This window comes from Streptosporangium minutum (assembly GCF_002149035.1).
Classification (GTDB): domain Bacteria; phylum Actinomycetota; class Actinomycetes; order Streptosporangiales; family Streptosporangiaceae; genus Streptosporangium; species Streptosporangium minutum.
The window spans coordinates 1-1,365 of sequence record NZ_NGFP01000500.1 but is presented as its reverse complement, the minus strand read 5'-3'; the positions used below and the strand labels follow the sequence as shown (position 1 = coordinate 1,365).

General features: G+C 65.8%; 1 protein-coding gene. It reads left to right on the top strand.

Annotated features, from left to right (window positions below; all coding sequences use genetic code 11):
- Positions 1–38: 38 nt before the first annotated feature.
- Positions 39–1,235 (top strand): IS701 family transposase, encoded by a 1,197-nt coding sequence (locus CA984_RS44015; RefSeq protein WP_086579159.1) that lies wholly within the window; start codon positions 39–41, stop codon positions 1,233–1,235.
- Positions 1,236–1,365 lie beyond the last annotated feature (130 nt).

Below are 1,365 nucleotides of genomic sequence, written 5' to 3'. Positions count from 1 at the left end.
TACTACAGCCAGGCTTTGTGATCTGTAGTCTGAACGCCATGGTTGGTGAGTTAACGTCCGATGATCTCCAGGAGTGGGTCTCGGGGTTGGATGTGCTGTTCGGGCGGGTGGCTGGCCGGTTCGGGCGGGTGGAGCCGCGGCGTCAGGCGCGGGCGTACCTGCTGGGGCTGCTGGCTCCGATCGAGCGCAAGAACGGCTGGCAGTTGGCCGAGGCGGCTGGGGATGCTGCGCCGGACCGCATGCAGCGCCTGTTGAACAGCGCCCGCTGGAACCCTCGCGAGGTACGTGCTGACCTGCGCGATTACGTGATGGACAACCTCGGCCACCGCGATGGCGTGCTGATCGTGGATGAGACCGGGTTCCTGAAGAAGGGTGACAAGTCGGCCGGGGTGCAGCGCCAGTACTCCGGCACCGCAGGCCGGGTGGAGAACTGCCAGGTGGGCGTCTTCCTCGCCTACGCCTCCCCGTCGGGCCGGGCGCTGATCGATGCCGAACTGTATCTACCGAAGTCCTGGACCGATGATCGAGCTCGATGCGCCCAGGCAGGCATCGGCGAAGACGTGCAGTTCGCCACCAAGCCCGTACTGGCCCGGATGATTCTCACCCGTGCTCTGGAGGCGGGCGTACCAGCCTCGTGGGTAACGGCCGATGAGGCATACGGCCTGGACTTCAAGTTCCGGCGCTTCCTGGAAGAACACCACCTCAGCTACGTGGTCGCGGTACCCAAGAACCAATGGATCGGCAAGGCGTGGGGCGGGCAGATCCACGCCGACACCGCGACCGCCCAGGCCCCGCCCGAAGCGTGGAAACGCCACTCCTGTGGCAACGGCGCCAAAGGCGAACGCCTGTATGACTGGGCCCTGGCCACCGTGCACTTCGAGACCGAACCCGGCTACCAGCGCTGGCTGCTGGTCCGCCGCAGCCTGACCCCCAACGCCAAAGGCGAACTCGAGCTGGCCTACTACCTGTGCCATGCCCCAGTCGGCACCAGCCTGGAGGACCTCATCGCCGTCGCCGGCGCCCGTTGGGCGATCGAGGAATGTTTCCAGTCCGCCAAGAACGAGACCGGCCTGGACCAGTACCAGGTCCGGCGGTATGACGCCTGGCACCGGCACATCACCCTCGCGATGCTTGCCCACGCCTACCTTGCCGTCACCGCCGCACACGCCCCAAAAGCTCAAGCGGCCTGGTCCGCCTCACACCAGCAGAAATCCGCCGTCTCCTGGCACACCTGACCACTACTGCCCGCCCACTCGCTTTTGCTCTGGCCTGGTCCCACCATCGCCGGTTACACCAGACCCGGGCTCGGGCCAGCCACTACTGGAGGCGCTGGCTCCAACATCACGAAATCAGGCTGTAGTACTA